Source organism: Longimicrobium sp. (genome assembly GCF_048594345.1).
Taxonomy (GTDB): domain Bacteria; phylum Gemmatimonadota; class Gemmatimonadetes; order Longimicrobiales; family Longimicrobiaceae; genus Longimicrobium.
Genome location: NZ_JBMDXM010000124.1, coordinates 24,634 through 33,030, shown reverse-complemented (window position 1 = coordinate 33,030; position 8,397 = coordinate 24,634). Strand labels below are relative to the sequence as shown.

The 8,397-nt window shown below is 66.8% G+C and carries 6 protein-coding genes; all 6 read left to right on the top strand.

Annotated elements, in window-relative coordinates:
* The first annotated feature begins 216 nt into the window (after window positions 1-216).
* The 6 genes from ACOJUJ_RS13710 to ACOJUJ_RS13685 all read left to right on the top strand — a co-directional run bounded on the left by ACOJUJ_RS13710 (window position 217) and on the right by ACOJUJ_RS13685 (window position 8,090).
* Window positions 217-2,616 carry a molybdopterin cofactor-binding domain-containing protein gene (locus ACOJUJ_RS13710; protein ID WP_420127451.1) on the top strand — a complete coding sequence of 800 codons (2,400 nt, stop codon included), beginning with the start codon at window positions 217-219 and terminating at the stop codon, window positions 2,614-2,616.
* Between the two features lie 464 nt (window positions 2,617-3,080).
* Window positions 3,081-3,545 (top strand): CoxG family protein, encoded by a 465-nt coding sequence (locus tag ACOJUJ_RS13705; protein ID WP_420127450.1) that lies wholly within the window; start codon window positions 3,081-3,083, stop codon window positions 3,543-3,545.
* Window positions 3,542-4,429, top strand: coding sequence for an FAD binding domain-containing protein (locus ACOJUJ_RS13700; protein WP_420127449.1), 888 nt, complete (start codon window positions 3,542-3,544; stop codon window positions 4,427-4,429). The genes ACOJUJ_RS13705 and ACOJUJ_RS13700 overlap by 4 nt, the downstream gene beginning before the upstream one ends.
* A 226-nt stretch (window positions 4,430-4,655) precedes the next feature.
* Window positions 4,656-5,459, top strand: coding sequence for a cyclase family protein (locus ACOJUJ_RS13695; RefSeq protein WP_420127448.1), 804 nt, complete (start codon window positions 4,656-4,658; stop codon window positions 5,457-5,459).
* 14 nt (window positions 5,460-5,473) lie between these two features.
* Window positions 5,474-6,055, top strand: a complete 582-nt coding sequence (locus ACOJUJ_RS13690; protein WP_420127447.1) for a hypothetical protein — start codon at window positions 5,474-5,476, stop codon at window positions 6,053-6,055.
* 322 nt (window positions 6,056-6,377) lie between these two features.
* On the top strand, window positions 6,378-8,090 hold the full coding sequence (locus tag ACOJUJ_RS13685) for a hypothetical protein (RefSeq protein WP_420127446.1): 1,713 nt from the start codon (window positions 6,378-6,380) through the stop codon (window positions 8,088-8,090).
* The last annotated feature ends 307 nt before the right edge of the window (window positions 8,091-8,397 follow it).

Below are 8,397 nucleotides of genomic sequence, written 5' to 3'. Positions count from 1 at the left end.
GGGGGCGCCCCCCGGCCCCGGCCGCTGGCCGGGGGGGGTCGCGGGGGGGCCTAGGGTCGGCCCCCCGCGGGTGGGGGGGGGGGTGCCGGGGGGTGGGGGGGGGGCGCCGGCGGCCGCAGTTCGATGCCGTTCGAGGCCGTCCAGATCCAGCGGCTACGTTTCGCACTCTCGTACTCTCGTACTCTCGTACTCACGCACTCACGCACTTCCCCGCCTGTGAGCAGAACGTACGTCGGCCAATCGCCCGTTCGGAACGAGGACAGACGGCTGCTCACCGGGCAGGCGGTGTTCGTGGACGACGTGCAGCTTCCGGGGATGCTGCACGCGGCGTTCGTGCGCAGCGACCACGCGCACGCGCTCATCCGCGGCATCGACGCGTCGGCGGCGCTGGCACGGACTGGCGTGGTGGCCGTGGTCACGGCCGAGGACCTGGGGGAGTACTGGCAGCCTGGGCCGCTGCTGGTGCCGCCGCCGCCCATCGAAGGCATCGTCTTCAACCAGGCGTCGCAGGTGCCGCTGGCGAAGGACCGCGTGCGCCACGTGGGCGAGGCGGTGGTGATGGTGATCGCCGAAAGCCGCTACCTGGCCGAGGACGCGCTCACCGACGTCATCGTCGACTACGAGCCGCTGGACCCCGTCGTTGACCTGGAGCGTGCGCTGGCGGACGACGCGCCCGTCATCCATCCCCAGCTGGGCACCAACCTGGCCGCGCACGTCACCCAGCGGCACGGCGACTACGAAGAGGCCAGGGCAAAGGCGGACCTGGTCATCACCCGCCGCTTTCACTACGACCGCGGCGCGGCGGCGGCGATGGAAAACCGCTGCGTCGCCGCCCGCTGGGACCCGCGCGCGGAAGAGCTGACCATCTGGGACACCACGCAGGCACCCATCCCCATCCGCAACGGGCTGTCGCGGATGCTGGGGCTGCTGGAATCCAAGGTGCGCGTGGTGGCGCCGTTCGTGGGGGGCGGGTTCGGGCCCAAGATCATGATGTTCTATCCGGAAGAAGTCCTGGTCCCCTGGATCGCCATGCGGCTGGGGCGGCCGGTCAAGTGGACGGAAGACCGGCAGGAGAACTTCTTCGCCACCACGCAGGAGCGCTCGCAGATCCACGACGCCGAGATCGCGTTCTCGTCGGACGGAAAGATCCTGGGGATCCGCGACTTCTTCTTTCACGACACCGGCGCGTACGATCCGTACGGGCTTACCGTCCCCATCAACAGCCAGTGCACGCTGCTGGGCCCGTACGACGTGCCGGCGTACCACAGCGAGTTTCGCGCGGTCTTCACCAACCGCACCACGGTCACGCCGGTGCGCGGCGCGGGGCGGCAGCACGGCGTGTTCGTGATGGAGCGGCTGCTGGACATCGGCGCGCGCGAGCTGGGGCTGGACCCGTCGGAGATCCGCCGCCGCAACTACCTGCGCAAGGACGTATTTCCGCACACCTTCCAGATCCTGTTCCAGGACTTCGCCCCGCTGTACTACGACAGCGGCAATTATGCCCCGGCGCTGGAGGCCGCGCTGGACATCGTGGGCCGCAACACCTTTCGCGCCGAGCAGGCGCAGGCGCGTGCGGAGGGCCGCTACCTGGGCCTCGGCGTCGTCAGCTACGTGGAGGGGACGGGGATCGGGCCGTACGAGGGCGCGCGGGTGACGGTGGAGCCCAGCGGCCACGTGCGCGTGGCGACGGGATTGGGAACGCAGGGCCAGGGTCACTACACGGCGTTCGCGCAGATCGTGGCCGAGGTGCTGGACGTCGACATCACGCACGTGCACGTGGTGACGGGCGACACGCGCGAGTTTGGCTGGGGGACGGGGACGTTTGCCAGCCGTGGCGCCGTGGTGGCGGGAAGCGCGTGCCACGAGGCGGCGCTGGCGGTGCGCAAGAAGGTGATCGAGACGGGCGCACGCGTGCTGGGCGCCCTCCCCGATGACGTGGAGATCGCGGACGGCGCCGTGCGCGTGCGCAGCGATCCGTCGCGGATGATGGGCTTCGGCGAGCTGGCGGGGCACGCCAACCCCCTGCGCGGCGCGGTGGTGCCGGGGACGGAGCCGGGGCTGGAGGCAACGGCCTACTTTGGGCCCGACCACGGCAGCACGGCCAGCGGCGTGCACGCGATGGTGGTGGAGGTGGATGCGGAGACCGCGATGGTGAAGATCCTGCGCTACATCGTGGTGCACGACTGCGGCAAGCTGATCAACCCCGTGATCGTGGCCGGGCAGGTGCAGGGCGGCGTGGCGCACGGCATCGGCAACGCGTTCTACGAGCAGCTGGTGTACGACGACGGCGGGCAGCTGCAGAACGCCAGCTTCATGGACTACCTGCTGCCGACGGCGATGGACGTGCCCAACGTGGAGATGGCGCACCGCGAAACCTCGGCGCCGCTCAACCCGCTGGGCCTTAAGGGCGTGGGCGAGGCGGGGTGCATCCCCACAGGCGCCGTCTTCGCGCAGGCCATCGAGGACGCACTGCCGCACCTGGCGCTGGAGATCCGCGAGATCCCGCTGAGCCCCAACCGCCTCTTCGCGCTGCTGCGCGACGCCGGCCCGGCCGACCGCGCCAACGCGCCGGAGTTGGGCGGCCGCGCGGCGGCGGTGGCCGTCGCGGCGGATTGAGGGGGCCCTCACCCGGCTCGTTCCTCGCCTGCCCTCTCCCACAAACCGCGTGGGAGAGGGGATAACGGCACGGGCGGTGGTGCGTTCGGCCAGGAGTGGGCGCAACGAGCAGGGCCGCGTCTGCGACGCGGGGCCCTCTCCCCCGCCGGGGCTTTTTGCTCGTGCCTCGCAACAGCCCGGCGACCCCTCCCCCAAACTGCGGGGGAGGGGTGGTGGAAGACAGTTTCTGGAGCGGGATGAAGTCCACCTCCCCCAGGGTTTTTTGGGGGAGGTGCGAGCCTGAGCGAGTAAGGGGGCGCTTGCGGACGCCAGTTAACGCTCGTAGCCGAATCCCAAGCCAACGGCTCCGCTCTCCGTAAGGAACGAACGCCGAGGGATGGGGAAAGGGTACCCCGCGGACGGCACAAGCCCACTTTGTACGCGCAGTTGCGGCCCCATCGGATCCACATCTAACCGGTCTACCCATGATCGTCGACGGCGAGCACACGTTTCCCGGCCCGCGCCAGACCGTGTGGGACCTGCTGCAGGACCCCGAGGTCCTTTCCAAGGCCATGCCCGGCGCGCGCAAGCTGCACCTGACCGGCGACGGCACCTACGAGGGTGTGATCCGCATCGGCGTGGGCCCCGTGACGGCGGCGGAGTGGTCGCTGAACGTGGCGCTCAAGGACCGCGTTGAGCCCGAAAGCTACGTCATGCAGGTAGACAGCAAGGGCGCCCTGGGCTTTACCCGCGGCAACGCGACGGTCAACCTGAACGAGGTGGAGGGCGGCACCCGCATGCGCTACCACGCCGACCTTTCCGTGGGCGGCAAGGTGGCCGGCGTGGGACAGCGGCTGCTGGATCAGGTGGCGAAGATGCTGACCAAGCAGGGACTCGACGCGCTCAACAAGGAGCTGGAAGCGCGGCTCAGGGACGGCGGCGCGCGATGAAGCCCGCCCCGTTCGAGTACCACCGGCCCGATTCGGTGGAGGAGGCGCTGGCGCTGCTGGCGGAGCACGGCTACGACGCCAAGCTCCTGGCCGGCGGCCAGAGCCTGGTGCCGGCGATGAACTTTCGCCTGGCCGCGCCCGCCGTGCTTATCGACCTGAACCGTATCCCCGGGCTGGACGGCCTGTCCGAAGCGGACGGCGGGCTGCGCATCGGGGCGATGGTGCGGCAGCGGGTGGCGGAGCGCAGCCCGCTGGTGGCCGCGCGCGCGGCGCTGCTTGCGGAGACGCTGCCGTACGTGGCGCACGCGCAGATCCGCAACCGCGGCACCATCGGCGGCAGCATTGCGCACGCGGACCCGGCGGCGGAAATGCCGGCGGTCATGCTGGCGCTGGAGGCGCGCTTTCACCTGCGCGGGACCGGCGGAACGCGTGTGGTCACGGCGGCCGACTTCTTTACCGGCCTGTTCGGCACGGCGCTGGAGGCGGAGGAGATGCTGGTGGAGGTGGAGATTCCGCCCGCCGCGCCGCGCACCGGCTGGGCCTTCGACGAGGTGTCGCGCCGCCACGGCGACTACGCGCTGGCCGGCATCGCCGCCACGGTGCAGGTGGATGACGCCGGCCGCTGCACCGCCGCGCGCATTGCCCTGCTGTCCGTCGGCGACGGCCCCGTGCTGGCGACCCAGGCCGCCGCCGCGCTGGTCGGCGCCGAGCCGACGGACGCCGCCATCCGCGCCGCCGCCGACGCCGCCGCCCAGCGCGACATCGACCCGCCTGGCGACATCCACGCCTCCCCCGAGTACCGCCGCCAGCTGGTCGACGTGCTGGTGCGCCGCGTGCTGCCACGCGCATTCGCGCGTGCGGTGGCGGTGCAGGCGCAGGCGTAAGCGGGCGACCGTCGCGAAGCACCATCCGGAGCGCGATCGAAGTTCTCCCCTCTCCGTGAGGAACGAACGGGGAGGAGCCGGGGGAGGGGCACCGCGTCGGACGCAGTTCGATGCGAGACGCCCCGCGAACTGAAACTTGCTGTACGCTTTGAACTGCTCATCGCCGTCCACGGCTGACGCCGGCCGCGGAACCACCTGATCTACCTTCATCCTTTCCGGAGCCCCGATGAAAGTGTACGACCTGTCGCAGCCGCTGAACGAGCAGGCGCCCTTCTGGCCGTACTACCCGCCGTTCGAGGTCAAGTACATCAAGCGCAAGGCCGAGCACGGTGTGAACGCGCAGTACATCCAGACGTCCAACCACATGGGAACGCACCTGGACGCTCCGCGGCACTTCGTGACCAAGGGGATGACCATCGACCAGATCCCCATGGAGTGGCTGTGCGGCCCCGGCGTGATCGTCGACCTTACGGACGAGATGGATGAGCTGGCCGTGTACACGCCGGAGATGATCGAGTCGCGGGTGGAGGTCAAGAAGGGCGACATCCTGCTGCTGCACACGGGCTGGCACCGCTACGCGCAGTGGGGCGACGAGGCCGACGAAGAGAAGTACATCCACATGCACCCGGGCGCGCATCCAGACATGGTGCCGTGGCTGCTGGAAAAGGAGATCCACATCTGGGGCGTGGACGTGGTCTCGACCGACCACCCCATGGATCTGCCCATCGGCCGTTTTCTGGGCAAGGGGATGCACGGCCACTGCGACCGCGTGCGCGCCAAGGCCGAGGCCAAGTTCGGTGGGCCGGAGGCGGTGGCCAAGCTGTTTCCGGACGAGGACTACCAGCTCACGCACAACAAGCTGTTCGACAAGAACTGCATGCACATCGAGAACCTGGGCGGCGACATCAGCCACCCGGACCTGCAGAACCGCCGCCTGATCATCGGCTGCTTTCCCTGGAAGTTCCAGGGCGGCGAAGCCGCCTTCGCCCGCGTCGTCGCGTTTGACGGCGAGTGGCCCAAGGAGATCTAGTGCGGCGGTCCTGGATGCCGAACGCGCGGCCGCTCGCCTTGCTGCTGGCCCTCCTGCCGTTTGCCCCCGCCGCGTCGGCGCAGGTGCCGCTGCGGGGGGAGCTCGCGCGGCTGAGCTTCATGCTGGGCGAGTGGCAGGGGACCGGCTGGGTGCGATACGCCCCGGACGGTCCCATGCGCGAGGCGCGCGTCACCGGCAAGGGCCAGCCGCGGCTCGGGGGTTTGGTGCTGGGATGGTCGAGCGTGGCTACGTCGACGGATCGCGAACGGGCGACCGTCCTGTCAAACGACCTCGGGGTGCGTTTTCGCGCCGACTCCAGCGTCTACCGCGCGACGCTGCAGCACGGTTCCGCCTCCGTGCAGGGCTGGGTTCGCGCGGGGGCGTGCACCATGGAGTGGGGCTACACCAATCCGGCCAATGCGCGGTCGCTCTTCCGGTTCAGCGCACGGCTGGCCGGCGGCAGCCTCGTGGAGGCGGGCGAGCGCTCGTCCGACGGCGGAAGCACGTGGTGGCCGTTCTACGCCGCGCAGATGAGTGGCCCCGCGGTAGCCGGCTGTGAAGCGCCTGCGCAAAACACCGCGCAGCCGGCACCCTGAGCCCAGGCGTCGGCATCAGCCACCCATCCTCGCGGGGCTTGATCATCAGCTGCTTTCGCTCGAAAGCCGCCGCCTTTGATGGCGAGTGGCCAAAGGAGGCTGAGGAGCGGACTTGAGAAGAGGCTGCGCGCGTCCTGAGCCTGCTACGGGCGGAATCCCGCCCGGATTGAGCCGGAGGCGCTTCCACCAACTTGTTCACAGAGGTGCGCACCAGATGCCCGTTATCCTTGCGGTGTGCGCGCCCTCCGTACATCTATAGGCAGAAGAATCGAGCGGTGCTGGATAAGGAAGTACTCCTTCATTCCCTTAATCAGATCGGATCATGATTTTTTCCAACGTGAGCCGGGTACACGAGCGTGGTTTCGTACTGGATCCCGCGGACCTTGAGCGCATTGGCGTTTTTGACAAATCGGTGTGTTGGGGTGTGTGGGCTCCTGATCCACGTGGCAACTCGGAGCGCAGGAAGCACCTGATCATCTCACCGATTCATCCCAGTGTATGGCCGTTTCTGCTCCGCATGGAAATCAAGCTCCGCCGCGGCCGCATAGCAACCGCACTGAAGTTCCTCGTCGACGAGCGGATCAATATCCAATCCAACGAGTGCGCGATATCGGGACACCATCACGCCACATGGCACGTGGTCGCCGACGCCAACGACGTTCGGAGTGAACTCGATAAAGACTTCCAAGGCATTCGAAGACTTTCGGTCGACGAGCGGGGGCATGACAGTCCACGATTACAGGAATTTTCAAACCGGCTCGCGAGCTTGATGCTCGCTAAGGCGGTGAACACTCCAGAGGCGATGGTGGATGCGCATCGTGCCGACGAGTCATACCGCGAGGGAGAACTGGATTCCGGGTTTCTGCACAACCGCATCGTAGACAAACACCTCCTGCCGTTCTTCTATGCTCCACACGCCATGCCGGCCAACCTTGTCGAAGTAGCGGAAAAAGGGCTGCCCCAGGCTGTGACGTGCCGGTGGATGCAGGATCTCGCGTTCTTTGCAATCTATGGCGACATGCTTCACCCCATGCGCCTGCAGTACGATCACTCGACGCGCCTCCTTAAACCTGCGGAACAGAGCGCTCAGGGCCTTCACAAGATCCTGGAGCGACAGAGACAGCCGACACTTCTCCCCGCCGCCGCAATCGCCGCTTTCGACACCTCCGGCCTGTACCTTCGGATCGAGATTGTCGAGCCGACCGAAGCGCAAACCAGGTTTTTCCAGGCGAACATCGAATTCGACATTACATTCGCAACCAAGGTCGTCCCCGGAAGCAGTGACACAACCAGAGGCCTCTTGCTGAGCGTCTGCGACCAGCTTGCCAGCCACGGAGTCGATGTCGTGAAGCTTGCGAACCGGACTACGCACCGAGACCACCAGAGCGAAGCAGGATCGATCAGTTTGATTGGCAAGACGGCAACGTCGATCAACCCCGCATTGATCGGTGAGTTGAACAGTTCGCTGACAATGAGCTGCCGTCCCGAAGCCAGCGATGCAAGATGCAAAACCACCCCAAAGACTACCCAGTTTGGCAGCAAAATCATCTTTCTGTCGCGGCGCATGAACATGCCCTTTCAAGATCAGGTCATGTCTGTACTCAAGAGTATTGCTAGCGACTGGGGAATGGTACTCGAAGACGCGAACAACAGGCTCGGGAAGAAAATCGATGACGAAGTTGAAACCGGCGTCATCGAATGCGACGGCGTGCTGCAGATTGTCTCATACTCGTATGAGGAGGCTGATCGTTCGAGGGGCGAACCCGTTGTGCCCGACTTGAAGTGGCTCGTGCACGAGTACGGAATGGCGATCGGCGCCGGGAAACCTCACATTCGAATCTTCGACACCACTCACCGAACGCTGGAAAACTGGCGCACGCTGGTCCCCATCAGAACCAATGAAGTAGCCGGAGAATACGCGATGTACAAGGAAGACGTGGGACTTCGCACCAAGTTCGAACCCGCGTTTGCAGCGCTGGCGCAGCAGATCGCCAGAACCAGAGAGGAGACTACGAGCGGGAGACGTTCCCGCTGAACGAAAAAGCATGTCCCTCTCGCCCTCGGTCTTCAGCATAATCCGAAAAGACGCTGCACGCAAAGCTCGCGTCCTTCCGAAGGAATAGGGAACGCGCGAGACAGAGCCCGGAGCCCATCGAGAGTATCGGGCAGGTTCACCCTTCGGGAAAGATCGACGGGCATGGGTATCATCCGAGTATGGCCCCGGTCGGGCTATACTCATCGTCCGCTTTTCGTTAACTTCGCTAGCCCTGCCGCGGCAGCCGCCGCACTTCCTCCCTGAACGGCTCCGCGGAGCCGCCCTCTCTCATCAAGGACTCACCGGT